The sequence below is a fragment of the Mycobacterium sp. genome (genome assembly GCF_032162105.1).
GTDB lineage: Bacteria > Actinomycetota > Actinomycetes > Mycobacteriales > Mycobacteriaceae > Mycobacterium.
The window spans coordinates 1-24968 of record NZ_JAVRPS010000161.1; the positions used below are offsets into that span (position 1 = coordinate 1).

General features: G+C 68.0%; 22 protein-coding genes and 1 pseudogene. 20 read left to right on the forward strand and 3 right to left on the reverse strand.

The window, feature by feature from the left end; genetic code table 11:
• Positions 1 to 307: 307 nt before the first annotated feature.
• The 13 genes and pseudogenes from QOC69_RS08265 to nicT all read left to right on the forward strand — a co-directional run.
• Positions 308 to 424, forward strand: a pseudogene (locus QOC69_RS08265) (hypothetical protein); the annotation flags it as partial.
• 195 nt (positions 425 to 619) lie between these two features.
• Positions 620 to 2194: an amino acid permease gene (locus QOC69_RS08270; protein ID WP_526438225.1), complete on the forward strand. Its 1575-nt coding sequence runs from the start codon at positions 620 to 622 to the stop codon at positions 2192 to 2194.
• A gap of 13 nt (positions 2195 to 2207) precedes the next feature.
• Positions 2208 to 3701 carry a xylulokinase gene (locus QOC69_RS08275; RefSeq protein WP_526438227.1) on the forward strand — a complete coding sequence of 498 codons (1494 nt, stop codon included), beginning with the start codon at positions 2208 to 2210 and terminating at the stop codon, positions 3699 to 3701.
• A gap of 5 nt (positions 3702 to 3706) precedes the next feature.
• Positions 3707 to 5050: an iron-containing alcohol dehydrogenase gene (locus QOC69_RS08280; protein WP_526438229.1), complete on the forward strand. Its 1344-nt coding sequence runs from the start codon at positions 3707 to 3709 to the stop codon at positions 5048 to 5050.
• A 31-nt stretch (positions 5051 to 5081) separates the two neighbouring features.
• A complete protein-coding gene (locus QOC69_RS08285; RefSeq protein WP_526438231.1) occupies positions 5082 to 5777 on the forward strand; it encodes a 1-(5-phosphoribosyl)-5-((5-phosphoribosylamino)methylideneamino)imidazole-4-carboxamide isomerase in 696 nt (231 codons plus the stop codon).
• Between the two features lie 10 nt (positions 5778 to 5787).
• Positions 5788 to 6549 carry a GntR family transcriptional regulator gene (locus tag QOC69_RS08290; RefSeq protein ID WP_526438233.1) on the forward strand — a complete coding sequence of 254 codons (762 nt, stop codon included), beginning with the start codon at positions 5788 to 5790 and terminating at the stop codon, positions 6547 to 6549.
• A 137-nt stretch (positions 6550 to 6686) separates the two neighbouring features.
• Entirely contained in the window at positions 6687 to 8045 is a 1359-nt protein-coding gene (locus QOC69_RS08295; protein WP_526438235.1) for a glutamine synthetase family protein, read from the forward strand.
• Entirely contained in the window at positions 8032 to 8790 is a 759-nt protein-coding gene (locus QOC69_RS08300; protein ID WP_526438237.1) for a gamma-glutamyl-gamma-aminobutyrate hydrolase family protein, read from the forward strand. The genes QOC69_RS08295 and QOC69_RS08300 overlap by 14 nt, the downstream gene beginning before the upstream one ends.
• Entirely contained in the window at positions 8787 to 10151 is a 1365-nt protein-coding gene (locus QOC69_RS08305; protein WP_526438239.1) for an aldehyde dehydrogenase family protein, read from the forward strand. The genes QOC69_RS08300 and QOC69_RS08305 overlap by 4 nt, the downstream gene beginning before the upstream one ends.
• Complete coding sequence (locus tag QOC69_RS08310; protein ID WP_526438241.1) at positions 10152 to 10925, forward strand: 3-oxoacyl-ACP reductase; 774 nt, start codon at positions 10152 to 10154, stop codon at positions 10923 to 10925. It begins immediately after the preceding gene.
• Between the two features lie 7 nt (positions 10926 to 10932).
• Positions 10933 to 11649 (forward strand): FadR/GntR family transcriptional regulator, encoded by a 717-nt coding sequence (locus QOC69_RS08315; protein WP_526438243.1) that lies wholly within the window; start codon positions 10933 to 10935, stop codon positions 11647 to 11649.
• A gap of 9 nt (positions 11650 to 11658) precedes the next feature.
• On the forward strand, positions 11659 to 11985 hold the full coding sequence (locus QOC69_RS08320; RefSeq protein ID WP_526438245.1) for an ArsR/SmtB family transcription factor: 327 nt from the start codon (positions 11659 to 11661) through the stop codon (positions 11983 to 11985).
• Between the two features lie 49 nt (positions 11986 to 12034).
• Positions 12035 to 13147, forward strand: coding sequence for a Nickel transporter NicT (gene nicT, locus QOC69_RS08325; RefSeq protein WP_526438247.1), 1113 nt, complete (start codon positions 12035 to 12037; stop codon positions 13145 to 13147).
• Here the strand turns inward: nicT and QOC69_RS08330 are convergent.
• From QOC69_RS08330 to QOC69_RS08340, 3 genes are all read right to left on the reverse strand, one after another.
• The gene (locus QOC69_RS08330) at positions 13144 to 13905 is read right to left on the reverse strand and encodes a DUF899 family protein (RefSeq protein ID WP_526438249.1); all 762 of its coding nucleotides are present in this window, start codon (positions 13903 to 13905) and stop codon (positions 13144 to 13146) included. The genes nicT and QOC69_RS08330 overlap by 4 nt on opposite strands.
• Positions 13906 to 14009: 104 nt before the next feature.
• The gene (mtr, locus tag QOC69_RS08335) at positions 14010 to 15407 is read right to left on the reverse strand and encodes a mycothione reductase (RefSeq protein WP_526438251.1); all 1398 of its coding nucleotides are present in this window, start codon (positions 15405 to 15407) and stop codon (positions 14010 to 14012) included.
• A 5-nt stretch (positions 15408 to 15412) separates the two neighbouring features.
• Entirely contained in the window at positions 15413 to 16444 is a 1032-nt protein-coding gene (locus QOC69_RS08340) for an alpha/beta hydrolase (protein WP_526438253.1), read from the reverse strand.
• Between QOC69_RS08340 and mqo the strand changes: the two genes are divergently transcribed.
• The 7 genes from mqo to QOC69_RS08375 form a co-directional block, all read left to right on the forward strand.
• Positions 16383 to 18107: a malate dehydrogenase (quinone) gene (gene mqo, locus QOC69_RS08345; RefSeq protein WP_526438255.1), complete on the forward strand. Its 1725-nt coding sequence runs from the start codon at positions 16383 to 16385 to the stop codon at positions 18105 to 18107. The genes QOC69_RS08340 and mqo overlap by 62 nt on opposite strands.
• Entirely contained in the window at positions 18104 to 18568 is a 465-nt protein-coding gene (locus QOC69_RS08350) for a GNAT family N-acetyltransferase (protein ID WP_526438257.1), read from the forward strand. The genes mqo and QOC69_RS08350 overlap by 4 nt, the downstream gene beginning before the upstream one ends.
• Entirely contained in the window at positions 18565 to 20412 is a 1848-nt protein-coding gene (locus tag QOC69_RS08355; RefSeq protein WP_526438259.1) for a magnesium chelatase subunit D family protein, read from the forward strand. The genes QOC69_RS08350 and QOC69_RS08355 overlap by 4 nt, the downstream gene beginning before the upstream one ends.
• A 22-nt stretch (positions 20413 to 20434) precedes the next feature.
• The gene (cobO, locus tag QOC69_RS08360; protein WP_526438261.1) at positions 20435 to 21049 is read left to right on the forward strand and encodes a cob(I)yrinic acid a,c-diamide adenosyltransferase; all 615 of its coding nucleotides are present in this window, start codon (positions 20435 to 20437) and stop codon (positions 21047 to 21049) included.
• Between the two features lie 46 nt (positions 21050 to 21095).
• A complete protein-coding gene (locus QOC69_RS08365) occupies positions 21096 to 22463 on the forward strand; it encodes a cobyrinic acid a,c-diamide synthase CobB (protein ID WP_526438263.1) in 1368 nt (455 codons plus the stop codon).
• On the forward strand, positions 22460 to 23656 hold the full coding sequence (gene cobA / locus QOC69_RS08370; protein ID WP_526438265.1) for a uroporphyrinogen-III C-methyltransferase: 1197 nt from the start codon (positions 22460 to 22462) through the stop codon (positions 23654 to 23656). The genes QOC69_RS08365 and cobA overlap by 4 nt, the downstream gene beginning before the upstream one ends.
• Positions 23657 to 23689: 33 nt before the next feature.
• A partial coding sequence (locus tag QOC69_RS08375; protein ID WP_526438267.1) for an MFS transporter occupies positions 23690 to 24968 on the forward strand: 1279 nt, incomplete at its 3' end.

A 24968-nucleotide genomic window follows, 5' to 3' on the forward strand; every position in this document is an offset into this window, starting at 1 on the left:
CGACGTGAAGCAGCCCGCCAGGATCGAGATGATCGAGAACGAGATCGCAAAGTTGCTGAACCCGGACCAGGACCGTGACAGCTCCTGCGCGTAACCGAGCTTCGCCAGATGCTTTTCATCGTCGGTGAGTTGTTCGTGACCCTCGGGCACGGTGGTTCTCCTTCGCGGGGTAGGACAGCGCTCGCATAGGCACATTAGAGCGTCAAAGGTCTGGTGTCCTAACCTTTGGGAATGACGAATTCGTAAACCTTCCCAAGGGATCGCCCGGTGGGCGGTTGTCAATGGTCGTGTTCTCGTCCCGACCGGCATGCCGCCGCAAATCGAGTTGGCGCCGCTGGTGGCCGCGGGAGACGTCGACGCAGAGATCGTGGCGTTCTGCGACATGCAGGGTCGGCTGACCGGCAAACGAGTTTCGGCGCAGCTCAAGGCGCGTGCCCACGATCCCCATCGCGTTACTCCGTCGCTGCCCGATCCGGCCTCGCGCCGGGCAACCTAACTCTGTTTCCCGCGGTCGCGAACCGGCTCTGCCGGACGCGGCATTGATCCTTGACGGTGGAACTGCGCGTGATTATTCTCCAAGTTGTCTGACAACTTTCGTCAAGAAGCCTAGGAGGGCGTGATGGCGGAGAACACGCGGGCAGTCGGATCGGTCACCTATCACGACGCGGAGCACGGCTATTTCGAAAAGCGCAAGCTGCGCCGTCACGCGGCCTTCTGGTCGCTCTGGGCGCTCGGTGTCGGCGCGGTCATCTCAGGGGATTTCTACGGCTGGAACCTCGGCCTCGACGCCGGTGGCTTCGGTGGTCTGCTCATCGCAGGCATCGTCATCACGGTCATGTACTACGGCCTGTGCTACAGCATCGCCGAGATGTCGCCGGCCCTGCCCCACACGGGTGGCGCCTACTCCTTCTCCCGCTCGGCGATGGGGCCCTGGGGCGGGTTCGTCACCGGTCTGGCGGAGAACATGGAGTACGTCATCACCCCCGCGGTCGTCGTGGGCGCGATGGGTTTCCTCTCCCATGACATCGTCTTCGACCTGACCGGAGCCGACGGATGGTGGAACAGCCCTGTTCTCTGGTGGGCGATCTACTACATCATCTTCGTCGGGATCAACATCCTCGGCATCGAGATCACCATGCGGTTCACCGTGGTGATCACGGTGGCGGCGCTCGGCATACTCGGGTTCTTCTTCCTTGCCGTGCTCTTCACGGGGTCGTTCGACGCCAGCCTGCTCACCAACATCGCACCGGACGAAGGCGGCAGCAGTTTCCTGCCCAAGGGCATCGCCGGAATCTTCCCTGCCCTGCCGTTTGCGATCTGGTTCTACTTGGCGATCGAGGAACTGCCGCTGGCCGCGGAGGAGTCTCACGATCCGAAGCGGGACATCCCGCGTGCAACGATCTGGGGGCTCAATACGCTGGTCCTCTTCGCTGTGCTCACCCTGTTCCTGAATACGGGTGTTGGCGGCGGAGCTGCGACGATCGGAACGTCGGCGACCCCGTTGTTCGACGGCTTCAAGGCGGTCTTCGGGGAGGGCACGGCGGCCTCCGTGCTCGCGCTGATCGGGCTGATCGGGCTGATCGCCAGTTTCTTCACGATCATCTATGCCTACGGTCGCAACACGTACTCGCTGTCCCGCGCGGGATACTTCCCGAAGAGTCTGTCGATCACCCACCCGACCAGAAACACGCCATACGTCGCGCTCATCGCCGGCGCGGTGGTGGGATACGTCCTCGCGCTGCTGATCTACTTCCTCGGCCAGAGCGAGAACGCACTCGCGGGCAAGATCGTCGGTGCGCTGCTGTACATGGCCGTGTTCGGTGCCGTGATCTCCTACTTCATGCAGTGCCTGGCGTTCATCCTGCTGCGGCGCAAGCTGCCGAACATCGCGCGGCCGTACCGCAGTCCGGTGGGGGTCTGGGGCGCCGCGGTGGCGGGTGCGATCGCATTGGTTGCGCTCATCTCACTGTTCTTCAACGCGGACTACCGGCCCGGTGTCGTCGGAACGCTCATCTACTTCTTGGTCGGAGTGCTGTACTTCGCGATCGCCGGGCGGCACAAGCTCGTGCTGTCGCCGGAAGAGGAGTTCGCGCTTTCGCAGGGGCAGTACGGAGTGAACCTCGAGCAGGAGGGCTACGGCGCGATGTCCGCGACCGAGATCGCGGCCGACGACACGCCGACTCTCTCACCATGATCTGAGGGCGGACGTGTCTCTGGTCCTGGGAGTCGACGTCGGCTCGCAGAGCATCAAGGTCGTCCTCGTCGACGAGGGTGGCGACGTCGTGGCCACCGGTTCGGCCGCAATGACCATGACCCACCAGCACGACGGCTGGGCGGAGCAAGACCCGCTCACCTACTGCACCGCACTTCGCGACGCTGTCCGAATGGCGACGGCCGACATCGAGGAGTCGCGGGTCGTGGCAATGGGCCTGGGCAGCCAGGTAGACGGCGTCGTCGCGTGCGATGCCGACGGTGAGCCGCTGCGACCGGCGATCATCTGGCTGGACAAGCGGGCCACCGAGCAGTGCGATCGACTGGTCGCCGCGGCGGGGGAGGACCTGCTCGCGGAGCGGACCGGTCTGGTGGCCGATGCGTCGCATAGCGCACCGAAGATGATGTGGATCCGCGACCACGAACCCAGAGTCTGGCACCGTGCGGCGACGCTGGCGCCCGTCGGGTCGTATGTGCTGCACCACCTCACCGGCTCTCACGCCCAGGACGCAGCGAACGCGTCGTCGACGATGGTGTACGACGTCACCCGCGGCGAGTTCGACGCCGCACTGTGTTCAGCGGCCGACCTGGACCCGGCCATGTTCGCGCCGCTCCGGCCGTCGACCGAGGTGGTCGGCACACTGTTGCCCGACGTCGCCTCCGAGTTCGGCCTGACGACGAACTGCGCGGTGGTCGTCGGAACGGGAGACGAACACGCCGCGTCCGTCGGAGCCGGTGCGATCGAGGCGGGTGTCGTCGTCGACGTCACCGGTACCGCCGAACCGGTGACGACGGTGTCCGCGGCACCCGTGCGCGACCCGCTCTGTCTCGTCGAGACACACGGCCATGCGGTGCCCGGCTCTTGGCTGATCGAGAATCCCGGATTCGTCAGTGGCGGCAGCACACTCTGGCTCGCCGGGCTGCTCGGTGTTCCGCAGGCCGAGGTCTTTGCCCTGGCGCTGGCGGCACCACCGGCCAGCGAAGGCGTGCTGTTCCTGCCTGCACTGTCGGGGTCGACGGCACCGCGATGGAACGACCGGATGCGTGGCGGCCTGCTCGGCCTCGCGATGAACCACACGCCGGCGCACGTCGCGCGGGCGGTGCTCGAAGGCTGCGCATTTGCGTTGCGCGACATCGTCGAACGACTCGACGCCCTCGGCCTCGGGCGCGGCGAGGTACGGATCGTCGGCGGCGGCGCGCGCGACGACCTGTGGGCGACGATCAAGGCCAGCGTGCTCGGAAGGCCCGTGCGCCGGGTGCTGACCGAGGAGGCCACCGCCGTCGGCGCCGCCATGGTCGCCGGGGTGGGCACCGGGTTCTTCGCGGACTTCACCGCGGCATCGGTTGCCGTCCGGCTCGCTCCGGCCGCCATCGACCCCGTCCCCGAGGCGACCAAGACCTACGCCGACGCCTACCTGCGCTATCTCGCCGCGTTCGACGCCGTCGAATGCGCGCTGGCGCGGCCTCACTTGTCGGCTCGGCGGACGTGATCACCGTGCCCGACCCCGCGGCGCTCCTCGCGTCCCTGCGCGCACGGGGCTACGCCCACCTGCCCGACGTGGACGTCCGCATCGGCGAGTCCGTGTTGAACAGCGCGATCGCCGACAGCAGTGAACGCTTCGTGGGCATTGAACCGGTGATCCTCAGCGACGGGGGGCCGTACCGCACGTCGGCGGGGCCGGTGGTGGATCGGATCGCCAGGCGGCTCGGGTGTCCGGTCGTCCAACTCGGAACAGGGGCGGTTCGCGCCGACGAGGAGACCGTCGAGCGCGCGGTCGCGGAGGTCGGCGCTAGACGGCTGATCATCTCCGTCGGGGCCGGCACGCTCACCGACATTGCGAAGGTCACCGCGCAGCGCACCGGCGGCCGTCATGTGGCGGTCCAAACCGCTTGCAGCATCAACGGGTTCATCGCGGACCGCAGTGTCCTCGTCATTGCGGGCGCTAAGCGGACCGTGGTATCGCGATGGCCGGACGCGCTCGTCGCCGACTCGGACATCCTCGCCGCGGCACCTGCGAATTTGAATCTCGCGGGGGTCGGCGACTTGTCCACGGTCCCCAACGCTGTCGCCGAATGGCAACTCGCGGCGCGGCTCGGCCACGGTCCCGCTTACGATCCCGCGGTCGTGGAGCAGGTCCTTGCCGCGATGCCTGCGCTTCCGACTCTTGCCCGGGCCGCACGCGATGCCGAGCCGGCGGGGCTCGCAGATCTCGCCCGCCTGCTGGCGGCGAGCGGCCTGTCGATGGGAATCGTCGGCTCGACGGCACCCGCGTCGGGCAGTGAGCATGCGGTCTCCCACCTGCTGGAGATGGCGCGCAGCCATCGGGGACGGCCGGCCGCTGCTCACGGCATGCAGGTCACGGTGGCGACGCGGCTGGCCGTCCGGGTCTGGCAGCTCGTCGACCGGACGATTCGGTCGACCCGTGCGCGGGTCCGGGTACCGGACGAGTCGACAAGTCGTGACGCGGTGACGCGCGCCTTCGCCCAGCTCGGCGCGCAAACGGTCGAGGAGTGCTGGACGGCGTGCTCCGCGAAACGAAACTGGCTCCTCGGTCACCAGTCGGATGTCGAGGCAGTGGTCACGGATTGGGCGACCTTCGTGCAGTCTGTGACGCTCCCTTCACCGAAACAGTTCGACGAAGTGAGCCACGCGAGCGGACTCCCGACCCGGGCCGAAGACCTCGGTTCGGGTTACGACGACGACCTGATGTTCTGGGCGCTGAGAAATTCCCACCTGTTGCGGGAGCGGATTTCGATCGTTGATCTCGCCGACCTGCTCGGAGTCTGGTCGGACGAGACGGCGCGGTCGATCTTGGCCGACGCCAGAGAAGCCGGATGAAGCCCGATGAAGAGGAGAAAGGAGCACTGCTGTGGCTCATTTCGTGTTCATGCTCACCCACGATGACCGCACCGTGGACAACGCGGCCGAGATCGTGCCGACGTTGGTCGACGTCGGTCTTCGCTACATCGGGTTCAAGGACGTCGGTGCCGACCTCGTGCGACAGCGCGAACTGACGTCGCTCGCTCACGACGCCGGCTTCGAGGTGATGCTGGAAGTCGTCTCGACCACCAAGGAGGCCGAGCTGGCGTCACTGCGTTCGGCAGCCGAGGCCGGGTTCGATTGGGTGCTCGGCGGTACCCATGCCGCGGAGGGAGCGGGGATCCTTCCGGACGGCGTGCGCTATTGCCCGTTCCCCGGCCGGGTCGTCGACCATCCGAGTGTTCTGCTCGGGACGATCGAGGAGATTGCTGACGATGCCGAACGGCTTACCGCTCTCGACCATGTCACCGGTCTCGACCTACTGGCGTATCGCCATCCGACCGCTGATCACCTCGCACTCATCCGGGAGGTGGTCCGGCGGTCGAGCGGCCCGGTGATCGTCGCGGGGTCGATCGCAAGCATCGACCGGGCCGTCGCCGTCAGCGAGGCGGGCGCGTGGGGATACACCATCGGCAGCGCCATCTTCGACGGCCTACTGCCCGGTGCGCCATCCATCTCAGCGCAGGTCCGTCGCGTCCTCGAGGACACGGCCAGCGCGGATGCGTCACGCGAAACCCGGACGTAGGCTCGGCAGAGTGTCTGGCCGAACCTTGCTCGCCGACCGGTTGCGCGACGAGCTGTTGGAGGAAATAACCAGTTCGCAGTTGCAGCCGGGGACGAAGTTGCCGACCGAGGGCCAACTCGCCAAGCGCTTCAACGTATCTCGCGCCACGGTACGAGACGCGGTCCGTGCGCTGATCGAGGCCGGTTACGTCACCCGTCGTCGCGGTTCGGGCAGTTATGTCGCCGAGCGTCGGCGCATGCCCCACGGACTCGACTCGACGCTGAGCTATCTCGCGATGATCGAGAGTGCGGGTGTCCGTGCCGGGATGCATGTCCTCGACGCGGCATTCGAGGAATGCTCCAATGACGACGCCCCTTTGCAACTCAGCCCGGGCGGCACCGTATTGGCGGTCGAGCGGGTCCGGACGGCTGACGATCGACCGGTGATCTACTCGCGCGATCGCATCCCCGCGCGCCTGCTCCGCACCGACCTCGAACTGCGGAGCCTCGACCCCTCGCTGTTCGCGCTGCTGAGTTCCTCAGGACATGCGGCTGACCACGCGACGGCGACGCTGCGCGCGGTCGCCAGCACCAGCCATACCGCGAAAGTGCTCGGTATCCGGCGAGGGAAGCCTCTGTTGTACATCGAGGAGATCGACTACGACCGGGACGGAACTCCGGTCATGCTGTCCCGGGAATGGCACGTTTCCGAAGCATTCGACATCCGGATCAACCGGAGGGCCCACACGCGCGGCGAGTACAAGTACGCGGTCCCCGCTTCGACGATGGCGTAGTTCAGATCGCGGTGGGACCTGCCGCGAAGCGGACGATTGAGTTCTATTGGTCTTATGCCCTACCTTTGGAGTGACAATTTGGTAAGTCTCGGTGGTCAGACGGTCGTAAGGCGGTTTCCAATGGTTGAGTTCTCGAAATGACTGGCATTCTGTCGCAAACCGAGTTGGAGTCGATGGTCGCCGACGGCGATATCGACACCGTCATCGTCGCCTTCACCGACATGCAGGGCCGATTGACCGGAAAGCGGATCTCGGCGCGCCTCTTCGTCGACGACGTCGCGGCCCACGGGGCCGAGTGCTGCAACTATCTGCTGGCCGTCGACGTCGACATGAACACCGTCGACGGCTACGCGATGTCGAGCTGGGAGGCCGGCTACGGCGACATGGTGATGACGCCGGACTTCAGCACGCTGCGGTTGCTGCCGTGGCTGCCCGGCACCGCGCTGGTGATGGCCGACCTCGGCTGGCACGACGGCAGTCTGGTCGTCCCGGCGCCCCGCAGCATCCTGCGCAAGCAGCTGGACCGGCTCACGGAGCGGAAGATGGGCGCCGTTGCCGCCACCGAGCTGGAGTTCATGGTGTTCGACGACACCTACCGGCAGGCGTGGGCGAACGGTTACCGCGGCCTGACGCCGGCCACCGACTACAACATCGACTACGCGATGCTGGCCTCGACCCGGATGGAGCCGCTGCTGCGTGACATCCGTCGCGGCATGGAGGGCGCCGGTCTCTACTGCGAGGGCGTGAAGGGCGAATGCAACCTCGGGCAGCAGGAGATCGGTTTCCGCTACGACACCGCGCTGGTCACCTGCGACAACCATTCGATCTACAAGAACGGCGCGAAGGAGATCGCCGACCAGCATGGCAAGGCCCTGACGTTCATGGCGAAATTCGATGAGCGCGAGGGCAACAGCTGCCACATCCACATCTCGTTCCGCGGCGATGACGGTTCGGCGGTGTTCGCCGATGAGGACCAGCCACGCGGCATGTCCAAGATGTTCCAGAGTTTCATCGCAGGCCAGTTGGCCACGCTGCGCGAGCTGACGCTGTTCTACGCACCGAACATCAACTCCTACAAGCGGTTCGTCGAGGGCAGCTTCGCGCCGACCGCGGTGGCGTGGGGGATGGACAACCGGACGTGTGCGCTGCGGGTGGTCGGGCACGGCCACGGCATGCGGATGGAGTGCCGTGCAGCAGGCGGCGACGTCAACCAGTACTTGGCGGTGGCTGCACTGATCGCCGGGGGCCTGCACGGGATCGACAACGAACTCGAGCTACCCGATCCCATCGCAGGCAACGCGTATACCAGTGCCGCGGAACGGCTTCCGACCACGCTGGCCGAGGCGGCGGCACTGTTCGAATCCTCGACGATCGCCCGGGAGGCGTTCGGCGACGAGGTCGTCGAGCACTACTTGAACAACGCGCGGATCGAATTGCAGGCGTTCAACTCCGCGGTGACCGACTGGGAGAGGGTGCGCGGTTTTGAGCGGCTCTAGTTCCAGCGGGGAGAAGGTGCGGCCCGTCATTGGCCTGACCACGTACCTGCAGCAGGCGCAGACCGGTGTCTGGGACGTCAAGGCCAGCTTCCTGCCCGCCATCTACGTCGAAGGCGTCACCCTGGCGGGCGGCATCGCCACGCTGCTTCCGCCGCAACCGGCGGACGCCGAGGTCGCCGACCGGGTGCTCGACGGGCTGGACGGGCTGGTGCTCACCGGCGGCAGGGACGTCGACCCCGCCACCTACGGCCAAGCGCCGCACCCGACCACCGACGAGCCGGCCCGCGAGCGCGACGCCTGGGAGTTCGCGCTGGTGCAGAGCGCGATCCAACGAGGGCTGCCAGTGCTCGGGATCTGCCGCGGCGCCCAAGTCCTCAACGTGGCGCTGGGCGGCACCCTGCACCAACACCTGCCCGAGGTCATCGGCCACAACTGGCACCAGGCGGGCAACGCCAAGTTCAACACGTCGACCATTGGCATCGTGCCGGGCACCCGGCTGGCCGCGCTGATCGGCGAGTCCACCGACGCGCAGTGCTATCACCATCAGGCCATCGCCGAACTCGGCAAGGGGCTGATCGCCACCGCCTGGGATCCCGACGGCGTCGTCGAGGCCGTCGAGATTCCCGGGCAGCAATTCGTCGTCGCCGTGCAGTGGCATCCCGAGGAACGGCTCGACGACCTTCGATTGTTCGCCGCGATCGTGGACGCGGCACGACAGTACGCAACGGAAAGGGTGGCATCGTGACCACGTCGACACTGATCAACCCGGCGACGGAGGAGGTGCTGCGCACCGTCGAGCTGCTCGACGTCCCCGCCGTGGACGATGCGGTCGCACGGGCGAAGTCCGCGCAGAAGCAGTGGGCCAAGCTGGCGCCCGCGGAACGGGCGGCCGCACTGCGGTCGTTCGCCGCGAAGGTGGACGCCCACGTCGACGAGCTGGCGGCGCTGGAGGTGGCCAACTCCGGGCACGTGATCGGCAACGCCGAGTGGGAGGCAGGACACGTCCGCGACGTGCTGCAGTTCTACTCTGCCAGCCCGGAGCGCCTGTCCGGCAAGCAGATTCCCGTCGCAGGCGGCCTGGACGTCACGTTCAACGAGCCGCTCGGCGTCGTCGCCGTGATCGCTCCGTGGAACTTCCCGATGACCATCGCGTCGTGGGGCTTCGTGCCCGCGCTGGCCGCAGGCAACGCGGTGCTGGTCAAACCCGCCGAGATCACCCCGCTGACCACCATGCGGCTGGCCGAACTCGGACGCGAGGCCGGGCTGCCCGAGGGACTGTTCCAGGTTCTGCCAGGCAAGGGCTCGGTGGTGGGGGAGCGCTTCATCAGTCACCCCGACATCCGCAAGATCGTGTTCACGGGCTCCACCGAGGTGGGCGTCAAGGTGATGGCGGGCGCCGCCGCGCAGGTGAAGCGGGTGACTCTGGAGCTCGGCGGCAAGAGCGCCAACATCGTCTTCGACGACTGCGACCTGGAGAAGGCCGCGGCCACCGCACCGTACGGCGTGTTCGACAACGCCGGGCAGGATTGCTGCGCCCGTAGCCGAATCCTGGTTCAGCGCAACGTGTACGACAAGTTCATGGAGCTGTTGGAGCCGGCCGTGAGGGGCCTCGTGGTCGGCGATCCCGCATCGCGGGACAGCGAGATGGGGCCGCTGGTGTCGCGCCCGCACTTCGACACCGTGGCGTCCTACGTGCCCGACGACGCGCCGATCGCGTTCCGCGGCTCAGCCCCGACGGGACCCGGATACTGGTTCCCACCAACGGTTCTCACGCCAAAGCGTACGGATCGCTCGGTCACCGAGGAGATCTTTGGGCCCGTCGTCACCGTGCTGCCGTTCGAGGACGAGGCCGACGCGATCGAGCTCGCCAACGATTCACCGTACGGTTTGTCCGGATCGATCTGGACCGACAACCTGTCGCGGGCGCTGCGGGTGTCCCGTGCGGTGGAGTCCGGGAACCTGTCGGTGAACTCACACTCGTCGGTCCGCTACAACACGCCGTTCGGCGGCTTCAAGCAATCGGGGCTGGGCCGTGAACTGGGGCCCGACGCGCCGCTGCACTTCACGGAAACCAAGAACGTCTTCTTTGCGATTGGAGAGATTTAGATGGATCTGACCCAGCGGCTCGCGGGCAAGGTCGCGGTCATCACCGGTGGCGCCAGCGGAATCGGGCTGGCCACCGCCAAGCGGATGCGGGCCGAGGGCGCCACCATCGTTATCGGTGACATCGATCCGGCGACGGGCAAGCAGGTCGCCGAGGAGCTCGAGGGACTGTTCGTGCCCGTCGACGTGGCCGACAAGGTAGCCGTCGACACGCTGTTCGACGCGGCCGCAACGACCTACGGGTCGGTCGACATCGCGTTCAACAACGCAGGCATCAGCCCGCCCGAGGACGACCTGATCGAGAACACCGAACTCGATGCCTGGGAACGGGTGCAGAACATCAACCTCAAGTCGGTGTACCTGTGCTCCAAGGCCGCCCTGCGGCACATGGTCCCCCAGCAGCGGGGCTCGATCGTCAACACCGCGTCGTTCGTCGCGGTGATGGGGTCGGCCACCTCGCAGATCTCCTACACCGCGTCCAAGGGCGGGGTGCTCGCGATGTCGCGGGAACTCGGCGTGCAGTTCGCCAGGCAGGGCATCCGCGTCAACGCACTCTGCCCGGGACCGGTGAACACCCCGCTGCTCCAGGAGCTGTTCGCCAAGGATCCGGAGCGCGCGGCCCGCCGGCTGGTGCACATCCCGCTCGGTCGATTCGCCGAACCCGAGGAGCTCGCCGCGGCGGTCGCGTTCCTGGCCAGTGATGACTCGTCGTTCATCACCGGGTCGACGTTCCTGGTCGACGGCGGCATCAGCTCGGCGTACGTGACACCGCTGTAGGCATGCAATGACCGCACCGGACCCGCAGCCAAGCGAGGCATTGCTGCGTCCGGTGCGGCTCGGCAACGCCTTCGAGGACACCGTCGGCCGGCTGCTCGAGACCATCAGGTTGGGCGTGCTGGCGCCCGGTGAGTCGCTGCCACCCGAACGCGAACTGGCCACCCGCCTCGGCGTCAGCCGCGACACCGTGCGGGATGCGATCAAGTCGCTCGGCGAGGCCGGCTACCTGGTGTCACGGCGTGGCCGGTACGGCGGCACGTTCCTGGCCAAGGAGCTTCCCGCGCCCAGCGGCGACGGAATCTCGTTCAGCCGCGCCGAGATCGACGACGCGCTGAGGCTCCGCGAGATCCTCGAGGTCGGCGCTGCCCGGATGTCCGCGTGCAGGACGCTGACCGCCATTGAGCGCGAGACGTTGTGGAGCCGGATGACCGATGCCCGCGGCGCCCCGAAGGAGGACTACCGGCGGCTCGACTCCCGGCTGCACCTCGCCATCGCCGAAGCCGCGGGGGCACCGTCTCTGGTGCCGCTCGTCGCGGAGAACCGGATGCGTCTCAACGAGCTGCTCGACCGGATCCCGCTGCTCGCCCGCAACATCGCGCACTCCGACGAACAGCACGAGGCCATCGTGATGGCGATCCTGGCAGGCGACGGCGAGGGTGCCGCCGAGGTGATGACCGCACACATCTGGGCGTCGGCGGCTCTGTTGCACGGCTTTCTGGACTAAATTGCAGCTATGGAGCCCGGGAACGACGCGGTGGTGCGACGGGCGTCGTCGGCTCTCGCCGACGTCGACACCACCGGCTGGACGCAGCGATTCGACCTGCTGTCCGATCCCAACCGGCTCGAGATCCTGCTCAGCCTGCACCGGGCGCCGGGCATCTGTGTCAGCGATCTCGCCACCGCCCTGGGACGGTCGGAAAACGCCACCTCCCAAGCGCTTCGGGTGCTCCGTCAGCAGGGCTGGGTGACCAGCACGCGGGTGGGCCGCGCCGTCAGCTACCGGCTCGAGGACGAGATCGTGCACGATCTGCTGCACTGGATCGGTGCCCGCCATTCCTGATCATCTGAACAGCTAGACAGACGACTGGGTTCCGGCATAGCCTCGGAGAATGACTGTCGGATCCATCGCCACACAGCCCGAAACCAACGTGGCGAACCGGTTCGACCGAGCCGACTGGAGCTCGATCGCCGGGATCGCCGGTGTCGTCCTCGCCCTTCACGTGTTCGGCTGGGGCGTACTGGTCTTCGGCGTTGCTCCTGCGCACATCACCCTCGGCTCGGCAGGCGTGTTCGGCGTCGGACTCGGCGTGACCGCCTACCTGCTCGGCGTGCGACACGCCTTCGACGCCGACCACATCGCGGTCATCGACAACACCACCCGCAAGCTGGTCGGGGAGGGAACGCGCTCACTGTCCGCCGGGTTCTGGTTCTCGTTGGGGCACTCCAGCGTCGTGTTCGGCCTGGCGTTTCTGCTCGCCCTCGGCGTTCGAGCGCTCGTCGGCCCGGTGCAGGACGAAGGTTCGCCGATGCTGCAGACCCTCGGGCTGATCGGTTCGGTGGTGGCAGGGACGTTCCTCATCCTGATCGGATTGACCAATCTGTTCGCCGTGGTCGGCATCGCCAAGGTGTTCCGCAAGATGCGCACGGGCGAGTTCGACGAGGCAGAACTCGAGCGGCAACTCGCTAACCGCGGGTTTCTGGCCCGGCTGCTCGGGCGCGTCATGCGCCGGGTGAGCAAGCCGTGGCACCTCTATCCCGTCGGGTTGTTGATGGGTCTCGGCTTCGACACCGCCACGCAGGTGGCATTGCTGGTGCTGGCGGGGGGGACGGCGGCGTTCACCCTCCCGTGGTACGCGATCCTGGTGCTGCCGGTGCTCTTCGCGGCGGGAATGAGCCTGTTCGACGCGGTCGACGGCATCTTCATGTCGCGGGCCTACGGCTGGGCGTTCCTCAAGCCGATCCGCAAGGTGTACTACAACCTCACCGTGACGGTGCTGTCGGTGTTCGTCGCGTTGATCATCGGCGTCATCGTGCTGACCGGCCTTCTGGTCGACCGGCTCGGCATCCAGTCGGGCCCGCTGGCCGCGATTGGTTCGGCGAACCTCGAGTCGGTCGGCTTCGTGATCGTGGGAATGTTCGTCGTGGTCTGGTTGGCCGCACTCGCGTTCTGGCGCTTCGGGCGGGTCGAGGAGCGCTGGGGATCGCCAGGCGCCGAGATCTAGATGTCGTCGCCGTGCCGGCCGAGGGTCTCCACGGGGGTCGCGCCGGGGCGGATCCACTGCGGCACGGGACGGCTGGTCGGACCCCAGGTGGCGTTCCCGTCCGCGTCCGAGCACCAATACCAGCACGAGTGGCGCCCCTCGGGCCAGCCATCGGGGTTGTCCTCCCACGCCTCGCCGCGGCCATAGGGCGTCATGTCGAGCAGGCCCATGGACCCGTTCACCGGTTCGTTGCCACGGGCCGTCGTGGCGTAGGTGAGGAACACGCGGTCGCCGTCGCGCAGGTAGGAGGTGATGGAGCCCATGCTGTCGCCGACCGGAGCGTCCACGTCGCGCACCGAGTACCAGGGCTGGGTGTAGCCCATGAACTCGACGTAGGTGGCCACCTCGTCCCATCGGCCCGTGGTCAGGATGGCGTACGACACGCCGCGGGCGTTGAGGTAGACGGCGTCCTTTACGTGCCAGGCCGTGGTGGTGCAGCCCCCGCACTGCCCCTGGTGCGGCGCGCCGTCGTGCCACATGTGCTTGTAGACGACGAGTTCGTCGCGGCCCTGGAACAGATCGAGGAACGGGACCGGTCCGTCGGGCCCGACGACCTCGACCGTCCCGTCGAACTCCACCATCGGCAGCCGGCGGCGGGCCGCGGCGATGGCGTCACCCTCTCGGGTGTGGGCCTTCTCGCGAACCAGGAGCTCGTCACGGGCGGCCTGCCAGGTGGCCAGGTCGACGACGGGTGGGCGGCCGGGCGCTGTGGTGGTCATGGTGTCCTCCGTGGTGTCCGTTCCTGGCAGCGTCGTATGACGGTCACCAGAACAGACTCGCGGCCCGGCCGGAACTCATCGTAGTAGGGGTGCGCTAAGACCGACTACGCCTCGTCCAGGCCCAGCAGGGCGTTCTCGACGACCTCGGCGAGCGCCGGGTGGATCCAGTACTGGCCACCGGCAACCTCTTTCGCGGTCTGACCGAGGCTCATCGCCTGAGTGATCGGTTGGATGAGCGATGACGCTTGATACCCCATCAGGTGTGCGCCGAGGATCTTGCCGGTCACGCGGTCGCCGATCACCTTGGCGACGCCGATCTGGTCCTCCATCGCCCAGCCGTAGGCGGTGTCGCCGTAGTTCTGCAGCTTGACCACCACGTCGTGCCCGGCCGCCCTGGCCTCCGCCTCGGTCAGCCCTACCGTCGCGATCTGTGGGTCGGTGAACACCGCCGATGGGACGAAACGGTGATCGCTCCTGGTCATGGCGGCGGTGTCGTCCCAGTCCTGCAACAGGTTGTGCCGCACCACGCGCATCTCGTGGTTGGCGACGTGTTTGAGCTGGTAATCCGACGACACATCGCCGAGCGCGTACACGCCGCGCGCGGTCGTGCGTTGGTACTCGTCGACGACCACCATGCCGTCGTCGACCTCGACCCCGGCCAGTTCGGCGTCGAGGAGGTCACCGTTGGGGATGCGCCCGGTGGCGACCAGCAGCATGTCGGCGCCGAGCGTCTTCCCGTCATCGAGTTCGAGGATTATGCGGTCGCCGTCGTGGTGCGATCCGATGACGTTCTCGTGCGTGTGCAGATCCCACTTCTGCGCGGCCAGATCGGTGAAGCGGTGGCAGATCGTCTCGTCGCAGTGGGTGAGCAACCCGTCCCCCCGCACGACGATGGTGACGTGCACACCGAGTGCGGAGAAGACGTGTGCGAACTCGGCAGCCACGATTCCGCCGCCGACGATCACCAGATGATCCGGCAGTTCGGGGATCCGCATGATCGTGTCGCTGGTCTGGTAATCGACACCGCACTGGAGGATCGCCGGCGGGACGCGGATGCGCGAACCCGCGGCGATCACCACCTGATCGGAGGTGAACTCGTCGCCGGTTTCGGTGCGCAACGTGTACCGGCCATCCGGCTGGGTAGGACCGAACCGGGTGTGGCTGGCGTACACGGTGACGTTGGGCAGCCCCCTCTTGTGCTTCTCGCCGCCCGCGGCGATCGGGTCGATGCGGCCGAACACCCGCGACACGATGTCGGGCCAGCGCACCTTCTCGATGCTCGAGTCGATACCGAAATGTGAACTGCGACTGATGGTTTCGGCGACTTCCGCGGCGTAGACGAACATCTTGGTCGGGATGCAGCCGACATTCAGGCAGGTACCGCCGAAGGTGCCCTGCTCGCAGATCGCAATCCGCATCGATTCGTAGCGAGGGTCGACGCTGGGATCCGGGATGCTGTTACCCGAGCCGGTTCCGATGATCGTGAGATCGAAGTGCTCCAAGTGTGTCAGCCCTGTTCCGATCGTGTCGTGGTCCGCAGTGTTTCGCTGTCGGTGGGCAGGTGCCGATCCAGCCAACCGTCCAACTCCCGGTAGGCGGCCGCGCGCGGTTGCGGCAGCGACAGGAACACGTCGTGCTTGGCGTCGGTGATCGGGGCGACGGTGGTGTGGTTGCCCACGCACCCCGACCACCGGGCGATCTGGGCGACGTCGAGCACGGCGTCGCCCCGCTGGATCAGTTCGGGGTCGGGTGCCTCGGGAACCGAGTGGTCGGACCGCAGGATCAGGTTGGGCACACCGACGTCGAGCCCGTGGTGCAGCCTCGCCTGCCCGCGGCGGATCGCGTTGATCCAGCCGAACGTGACGGGGAACCCGCCGAGCGGCTTCCAGTCCAGGTTGTAGTCGAATTCGCCGGAGTAGTCGCGGTGCAGGCTGCTGCCGTAACCGCCGGGCGTCGGTTTGCGGATGATGTGCAGCTTGCGCAGCCGGGCGAGCGCGACCAGCGCCGCCGCCGTGGGTGGGGTGCGCAGGATCGCCGGGCCATGCAGATCGAAGAACGGGCTGTTGAGCACCAGCGCGGTGATGTTGCGCGCCGCGGTACCACCGCGTCGGCGCAGCCGGTCCAGCCACAGGGTGACGATGAGCCCGCCCGCGGAGTGGCCGTACAGACACACCGCCGCTCCGGCGGTGTCGGCCGCGATGACCGACAGCGCGCGGTCCAGCTCCCTGTCGTAGCTGGCCAGATTGGTGGTGAAGTGCGGCGTCTGGCCGGCGAGCCGCGATCGTCCGCACTTGTGCAGGTCCAGGGCGTAGAACGCGAAGCCGCGGGCGGCGAAGTGGTCGGCGAGTTCGGAGTTGAAGAAGTAGTCGGTGTAACCGTGCAGCGCGAGTACGGCGTGGTGGGCGCCAGCTGCCTCCCCGCGCCGGACGAGGGTGGCGACGAGCTCGCCCTCCCCGTCGGGATCCGGGCCGAGCAGAATGGTCTGGCGCCAGTACCCCGGCAGCACGTCGGGCTCCCATCCAGACGCCGACGAGCTCACGACAGCTACCTTAACCGCGCACTGTGACCAAGCAGACGTCGGCGGGGACCGGTTGGCAGATTGGCGCAGGGAGCGGCGGGATAACCTACTAATAGGTAAGCCGTATCAGGCGGCCGTGCGATTGCGAAGGGTCAACGAACAGGTGTCTGAGCCCAACGGAGCCAAGACTACGAAAACGGACGTCGTGCTGGTCGGCGCTGGCATCATGAGCGCGACCCTCGGCACACTACTGAGGCTCCTGGAGCCCGACTGGTCGATCACGCTGATCGAACGTCTCGACGGCGCCGCCGCCGAGAGCAGCGACCCGTGGAACAACGCGGGCACCGGGCACTCGGCGCTGTGCGAGTTGAACTACACGCCGCAGCGGCCCGACGGCACCATCGAGATCACCAAAGCGGTTCACGTCAACGAGCAGTTCCAGGTCTCCCGCCAGTTCTGGGCGCACGCCGTCGAGAACGGCGTGCTGCCCGACGTGCGCAGCTTCCTCAACCCGATCCCGCACGTCAGCTTCGTGCACGGCGCCGATCACTTGGACTACCTCAAGCGCAGGCGCGAGACCTTGGTGGCGAACCCGCTGTTCGCGACCATGGAGTACATCGACGACCGCGATGAATTCGCTCGACGGCTGCCGCTGATGGCCGCCAAGCGCGACTTCTCCGAACCCGTCGCACTCAACTGGACTCAGGACGGCACCGACGTCGACTTCGGTTCGTTGTCACGCCAACTCATCGGCTATACCGCCCAGCGCGGCATGACGACGCTGTTCGGTCACGAGGTGCGAAATCTCAGCCAGGAGTCCGACGGCAGCTGGACGGTGAAGATCGTCAACCGGCGCACCCGCCAGACGCGAAAGATCCGGTCGAAGTTCGTCTTCGTCGGCGCCGGTGGTGGAGCGCTGCCGCTGCTGCAGAAGGCGGGTATCAAGGAGGCCAAGGGATACGGCGGCTTCCCGGTCGGCGGGGAGTTCCTGCGGACCGACAATCCCATCCTGGCAGCGGGGCACCAGGCCAAGGTGTACGGCCAACCGCCGATGGGCGCACCGCCAATGTCGATGCCGCACTTGGACACCCGGGTGATCAACGGTAGGTCGTGGCTGTTGTTCGGTCCGTTCGCCGGCTGGTCGCCCAAGTTCCTCAAGCAGGGCAAGGTCACCGACCTGCCGTTCTCGGTGAAACCGAACAACCTTGGCTCGATGCTGGGCGTCGGGCTCACCGAGATGAGCCTGGTGAAGTACCTGGTCGCCCAGCTGGCGCTCAGCGAAGCCGACAGGGTCGACGCGCTGCGCGAGTTCGCGCCGAGCGCCGTCGATTCCGACTGGGAGCTGGACGTCGCGGGTCAGCGCGTGCAGGTGATCCGCCGCAAGGGTGTGGGTGGCGTGCTGGAGTTCGGCACCACGGTGCTCGCGGCGGCCGACGGCAGCATCGCCGGTCTGCTCGGTGCGTCACCGGGCGCCTCCACCGCGGTGCCCGCGATGCTGGACGTGCTGGAGCGCTGCTTCCCCGACCAGTACCAGGGCTGGCAGCCCAAGCTCAAGGAGATGGTGCCGTCGCTGGGCATCGAACTGTCCAACGAGCCCAAGCTCTTCGAGGAACTCTGGGCCCAAGGCAACAAGGTGCTCAAGCTCGACCAAGCTGCGACGGATGCGCCCGCTGTGACGGCATGACGGTCACGCCGAAGCGGAGCTGGGCCAAGGACCTCGACGCCGCCACGCTGTACGAACTGCTCAAGCTGCGCGTCGAGGTGTTCGTCGTCGAGCAGGCCACGCCGTATCCGGAACTGGACGGCCGTGATCTGCTCGCCGAAACCCGCCACTTCTGGCTGGAGAGTTCGGACGGACGAGTCATCTCGACGCTGCGGCTGATGGAGGAGCATCCCGGCGGGGAGAAGGCGTTCCGGATCGGCCGCGTGTGCACCAAGCGCGGCGACCGCGGTCACGGCCACACCAGCCGGCTGATGCAGGCCGCGCTGGCCGAGGTCGGTGACTATCCCTGCCACATCAACGCGCAGACCTACTTGGTGGAGATGTACTCCAAGCACGGATTCGTCCGCTCCGGCGACGAGTTCCTAGACGACGGCATTCCGCACGTTCCGATGGTGCGCACCGGAATTCACGGCAGCCCGTGACCGACTCGTACCCGTTCAGCGCGCTCGTCGGACAGGATCGCCTGCGGCTCGCGCTGGTGCTGTGCGCCGTACGGCCCGAGATCGGCGGCGTGTTGATCCGCGGCGAGAAGGGCACCGCGAAGTCGACGGCCGTGCGCGGCCTTGCGACCGTGCTGTCCGCGGTCGACGACGACGCCCGCCTTGTCGAATTGCCCATCGGCGCAACCGAAGACCGCGTGGTCGGGTCACTGGATCTGCAGAAGGTACTGCGCGACGGCGAGCACGCGTTCTCACCCGGCCTGCTGGCCCGCGCGCACGGCGGCGTGCTCTACGTCGACGAGGTCAACCTGTTGCACGACCACCTGGTCGACGTGCTGCTCGACGCGGCGGCGATGGGCCGGGTGCACGTGGAACGCGACGGCGTCTCGCACAGCCACGAGGCCAGGTTCGTGTTGATCGGCACCATGAATCCCGAAGAGGGTGAACTGCGTCCGCAATTGCTCGACCGGTTCGGGTTGACGGTCGACGTGTACGCCTCGCGCGACGTCGACGTGCGGGTCGAGGTGATCCGCAGGCGCATGGCGTTCGAGGCCGACCCCGAGGGGTTCGCCGCGCGCTACGCCGACGATGACGTGGACCTGGCCCGCCGGATCACGGCGGCCCGCGCGGCGGTCGCCGACGTGGTGTTGCCGGATGGGGAGTTGCGGCGCATCGCCGCGCTGTGCGCGGCGTTCGACGTGGACGGCATGCGCGCCGATCTGGTGGTGGCCCGCACTGCGGTGGCGCACGCGGCGTGGCGCGGAGCGGATACCGTTGCAGAAGAGGACATTCGCGTCGCAGCCGAACTGGCCCTGCCGCACCGGCGTCGACGCGACCCCTTCGACGATCCGGGACTCGACCCCGAACAGCTGAACGAGGCGCTCGCCCAGGCCGGTGACCCCCCGCCCGAACACGACCCCGAGCCCGATCCGCCCGGCGGCGGTGGGCACTCTGGCGAAGCACCGGATCAGGCTGCACCCCAGGGCGGTTCGCACTCGGGTGGTTCGCGACAGAACGCACCGCCTGCGGCGGCGTTCCGGACCAAGGCGCTGGTCGTGCCCGGGGTCGGCGAGGGCGCACCTGGCCGTCGGTCGCGGGCCAGGAACCGGACGGGGACGACGGTGTCGGCCACCGACGATCCCGATGCCGGACACGGCCTGCACGTCTTCGGCACCCTGCTCGCCGCGGCGCGCCGCCAGCAGCGGCCCGGCCGGGTCTCGGTGGGGCCCGCCGACGTGCGGCGCGCGATTCGCGAAGGCCGCGAAGGCAATCTGGTGATCTTCGTCGTCGACGCCTCCGGTTCGATGGCCGCACGCGACCGGATGGCGGCCGTGGGCGGGGCCACGCTGTCGCTGCTGCGTGACGCGTATCAGCGCCGCGACAAGGTCGCCGTGATCACCTTCCGCGGACAACAGGCAGACCTGGTGCTGCCGCCAACGTCGTCGGTGTACATCGCGAGCCGGCGGCTGGCGCGGTTCGACACCGGCGGCAAGACCCCGCTGGCGCAGGGCCTGTTGGCGGCGCGGGACGTGGTGGTGTGCGAAAGGACCCGCGACCGTGCACGCCGCAGCCTGGTGGTGGTGCTCACCGACGGCCGGGCCACCGGTGGTCCCGACCCGCTGGGCCGCACCCGGCATGCGGCCAGGCTGCTGCGGGCCGAGGGCGCCGCGGCAATCGTGGTGGATTGCGAGACGTCCTATGTGAGACTCGGTTTGGCCGAGGACCTGGCCAACCAGATGGGCGCGCCGACGGTCCGACTGGCCGAGCTTCGGGCGGACGCCTTGACCCGCTTGGTGAAGTCCGGGGCCGAACTCGGCGCCGCTTGATCTACTGGCAGGGAGAGTTTCGATGCCACAGGGCCAACCGCTCACCGTTCCCGACGACGGGCTGACCACCAGGGCCCGCCGCAACGCCCCACTGCTCGCGGTGCACACCGGCCCTGGCAAGGGCAAGTCGACCGCGGCGTTCGGGATGGCGCTGCGCGCCTGGAATCAGGGCTTCGACGTTGCGGTGTTCCAGTTCGTCAAGAGCGCCAAGTGGAAGGTGGGCGAGGAGGCGGCCTTTCGCGAACTCGGCCGCCTGTACGACGAGCAGGGCATCGGCGGCCCGGTGCAGTGGCACAAGATGGGCGCGGGCTGGTCGTGGTCGCGCAAGCCGGGTACCGACGTCGACCATGCCGCCGCGGCCGCCGACGGCTGGGCCGAGATCGCCCGCAGGCTCGCCGAGGACCGTCACGACTTCTACGTGCTCGACGAGTTCACCTACCCGCTGAAGTGGGGCTGGGTGGACGTCGAGGACGTGGTCGAGGTCCTGGTTTCCCGGCCGGGTCACCAGCACGTCGTGATCACCGGCAGGGACGCGCCGCCGCGACTGCTGGACGCCGCCGACCTGGTGACCGAGATGACCAAGGTCAAGCACCCGATGGACACCGGCCGCAAGGGCCAGCGGGGCATCGAGTGGTGACCCTTCCCCGCGCTCGCGGGGACTGGGCAGCGGAGTGGGGGGTGACGTGAGCACCCCGGCCGTCGTGATCGCCGCGCCCGCCTCGGGCAGCGGCAAGACCACGGTGGCCACCGGGCTGATGGGCGCGCTGCGCCGGGCGGGGCACCGCGTCGCGCCGTTCAAGGTCGGGCCCGACTTCATCGACCCCGGCTACCACGCGCTGGCGACCGGCCTGCCGGGACGCAACCTCGACCCGGTGCTGGTTGGCGAGCATCTGATCGGCCCGCTGTATCGGCATGGCAGCGGCGGGACCGACATCGCCGTCGTCGAGGGCGTGATGGGGTTGTTCGACGGCCGGATCTCAGAGCACTCCGTCGGCCCAGCCCAGGGGTCGACCGCGCACGTCGCGGGCCTGCTCGGGGCTCCGGTGGTGCTCGTCGTCGACGCAAGTGGCCAGAGTCACAGCGTGGCCGCGCTATTGCACGGCTTCGCGACGTTCGATCACTCGGTCAGGATCGCCGGGGTGATCCTCAACCGGGTCGGCACTTCCCGCCACGAGCAGGTGTTGCGGCAGGCCTGCGAACAGACCGGTGTACCCGTGCTCGGCGCGATCCCACGTGCCGACGAGTTGTCCGTTCCGTCAAGGCATCTCGGCCTGGTGACGGCGGCGGAGCACGGCAATCTGGCGCATGACGCCGTCGCCGCGATGACCGAATTGGTGGCCAGGCACGTCGACCTCGCCGCGGTGGCCGCCGCCGCCGGCTCCCGTGTCGTCGAAGCACCGTGGGACCCCGCGGTCGCCGAGCGCGCGACTGGTGAGGTGGTCGTGGCGCTGGCGGCAGGCAAGGCGTTCAGCTTCGGCTACCCCGAGCACGCGGAGTTGCTGCGCGCCGCAGGAGCCGTCGTCGTCGAGTTCGACCCGCTGACCGAGCCGCTGCCCCCGCGCACCGCGGCGCTGGTGGTCCCTGGCGGCTTCCCCGAGCAGTTCACCGCCGAGCTGTCCGGCAACGACGTTGTGCGTCGGCAGATTCGGCAGCTGGCCGGATCGGGAGCGCCGGTGCACGCCGAGTGCGCCGGGCTGACCTATCTGGTCGACGACCTCGACGGCATCCCGATGTGCGGCGTGCTGTCCGGGTCGGCGCGGTTCACCGACCGGCTGACGCTGGGATACCGCGACGCCGTCGCGACGGCCGATTCCTCGATGCACGCGGCGGGCACGCGGGTCGTCGGCCACGAATTCCATCGCACGGCTGTGACGTTCGGGCAGAACTACGAGCCCGCGTGGCGGTTCGGCCGCGGACCGGCGGGCGCCGTGGCCGACGGCGCCGTGCACGCCGGGGTGCACGCCGGCTATCTGCACGCCCACGCCGCCGCGCATCCGCACGCGGCGACTCGATTCGTGGCCGCGGTGGCAACCTCTAAGCTCGCCCAGTGACCGAAGACGCCTACCTCGTCGGCCTGCGCCTGGCCGGCAGGAAAGTCGTCGTGGTCGGCGGCGGTACCGTCGCCCAGCGCCGGTTGCCCCTTCTGCTGGCCAACGGCGCGGACGTGCGGGTGATCGCCAGGACGGCCACACCCGCGGTCGAGGCCATGGGAGGCATCACCGTCGAACTGCGGGACTACCGCGACGGCGATCTCGACGGCGCCTGGTACGCGATCGCGGCGACCGACGACCCTGCCGTGAACGCCTCCGTCGTCGCCGAGGCCGAACGCCGTCGCATCTTCTGCGTCCGGGCCGACGCTGCGCGCGACGGCACCGCCGTCACGCCCGCATCGTTCGAGTACGACGGCCTTTCCGTCGGAGTGCTCGCCGGAGGGGAGCACCGCCGCTCGGCGGCCATCCGGACGGCGATCCGCGAGGCGCTGCAGAGCGGCGTCATCACCGACGAGGTGCCCGACGGGCTGCGCGGCGCCGTGGCCCTGGTCGGCGGCGGCCCAGGCGACCCCGAACTGATCACGGTGCGCGGCCGCAGGCTGCTCGCGCAGGCGGACGTGGTGGTCGCCGACCGGCTGGCCCCGCCCGAACTGCTGGCCGAACTCGCGCCCCACGTGGAGATGATCGACGCCTCGAAGATCCCATACGGCCGGGCAATGGCTCAGGACGCGATCAACGACGTGCTGATCGACCGGGCCAAGGCGGGCAAGTTCGTGGTGCGACTCAAGGGTGGCGATCCATTCGTGTTCGCCCGCGGGTACGAAGAGGTGCTCGCGTGCGCCGATGCGGGCATTCCGGTCTCCGTGGTGCCCGGTGTGACCAGTGCCATAGCCGTTCCTGCGCTGGCCGGTGTTCCGGTCACCCACAGGGGCGTCACACACGAGTTCGTGGTGGTCAGCGGCCATGTTGCGCCCGACCATCCCGAATCGTTAGTGAATTGGAATGCGCTGGCCGCGCTGTCGGGCACCATCGTGTTGCTGATGGCGGTGGAGCGCATCGAATTGTTCGCCAAGGTGTTGCAGGAAGGCGGCCGAGCTCCGGAAACACCGGTCCTGGTGGTTCAGCACGGCACCACCGCCGCGCAGCGGACCCTGCGCACCACGCTTGCCGACGCGCCGGAACGGATTCGTGCCGAGGGCATACGACCTCCGGCGATCATCGTGATCGGGTCCGTGGCGGCATTCGCCAGTTAAAGGATTCTTAAGATTACTGTAAGGTAACCGGCCATGACGGCTCTCAACGATGCAGAGCGCGCAGCGACCAAGGACGGTGCTGGCGCCAGCAACCGTGCGCTCCCCGTGCACGTGGGACAGCCCACGATCGAGCGAACCAGCTGGTACCCGGCGTGGTTGCCATCGCGCCGGTTCCTCGCCGCGGTCATCGCCATCGGCGGCATGCAGCTGCTGGCCACCATGGACAGCACCGTGGCCATCGTCGCGCTACCTAAGATTCAGGACGAGCTCGACCTGTCCGACGCCGGCCGCAGCTGGGTCATCACCGCCTACGTGCTGACCTTCGGCGGCCTGATGCTGCTCGGCGGGCGCCTCGGCGACACCATCGGCCGCAAGCGCACCTTCATCGTCGGCGTCGCGCTGTTCACCATCGCCTCGATCCTGTGTGGCATCGCCTGGAACGAGTCCACCCTGGTGGTGGCGAGGCTGCTGCAAGGCGTTGGTTCGGCGATCGCGTCGCCCACCGGCCTGGCGCTGATCGCCACCACGTTCCCCAAGGGGCCTGCGCGCAACGCCGCGACGGCGGTGTTCGCCGCCATGACGGGCGTCGGCTCGGTCATGGGCCTCGTCGTCGGCGGCGCGCTGACCGAGGTGTCCTGGCGGTGGGCCTTCCTGGTCAACGTGCCGATCGGCATCATGATGATCTACCTGGCCCGCACCACGCTGCGCGAGACGCACCGCGAGCGGATGAAGCTGGACGCTACGGGCGCCATCCTCGCCACGCTGGCCTGCACGGCAGCGGTGTTCGGCTTCTCGATGGGCCCGGAGAAGGGCTGGATGTCCACGCTGACGCTCGGTTCGTGCTTCGCGGCGATGGCGTTCTTCGGCGCCTTCCTCTACGTCGAGCGCACCGCGATCAACCCCGTCGTGCCGTTCAGCCTGTTCCGTGACCGCAACCGGGTGGCCACCTTCGCGGCCGTCTTCCTGGCGGGCGGTGTGATGTTCACGCTGACCGTGCTGATCGGCCTGTACGTGCAGGACATCATGGGCTACAGCGCGCTGAAGGCGGGCATCGGCTTCATCCCGTTCGTCATCGCGCTCGGCATCGGCCTTGGCCTGTCCTCGGCGCTGGCGTCGCGGTTCCCGCCCCGGGTGCTGGTGATCGCCGGCGGCGTGATGGTGCTCGCGGCGATGCTCTACGGCTCCACGCTGCACGGCGACATCCCGTACTTCCCGAATCTGGTGTTGCCCATCACCATCGGTGGATTCGGCATCGGCATGATCGTGGTGCCGCTGATGGTGTCGGCCATCGCGGGCGTCGGCTTCGACGAGA